Source organism: Paracraurococcus lichenis (genome assembly GCF_030657435.1).
GTDB lineage: Bacteria > Pseudomonadota > Alphaproteobacteria > Acetobacterales > Acetobacteraceae > Paracraurococcus > Paracraurococcus lichenis.
This window is the reverse complement of sequence record NZ_JAUTWS010000607.1, coordinates 1-248: the sequence shown is the minus strand read 5'-3', so window position 1 is coordinate 248 and position 248 is coordinate 1. Positions and strand designations below refer to the sequence as shown.

Annotated in this window: 1 pseudogene; it reads right to left on the bottom strand. The window is 63.7% G+C overall.

Annotation, left to right across the window (positions count from 1 at the left end):
- Positions 1–24 precede the first annotated feature (24 nt).
- Positions 25–248: pseudogene (locus Q7A36_RS41410) on the bottom strand (IS4 family transposase); the annotation flags it as partial.

Sequence of the window (248 nt, the reverse complement as noted above, 5' to 3'; positions counted from 1 at the left end):
CTCAGGAATCCCCTCATTCCGGGCTCAAATGATGCCGAACATCTCGGTGAAGACGGTCTGTTGCTGGAGCAGAGAGGCGAAGCGCGCCATGAGGGGCAAGAGCCTGTGCTCCGGCATGGTGGGGATGAGCTCGTAGAGCATGATGCCCTGGCGGAGCAGCGAATGGGTGCGCCGCTTTGTGGTGCTGGTGCGGAGCATACGGTCGTAGCCGAGTTCCTCACCGGCGGCGCCGAGCAGGGTGAGCAGGG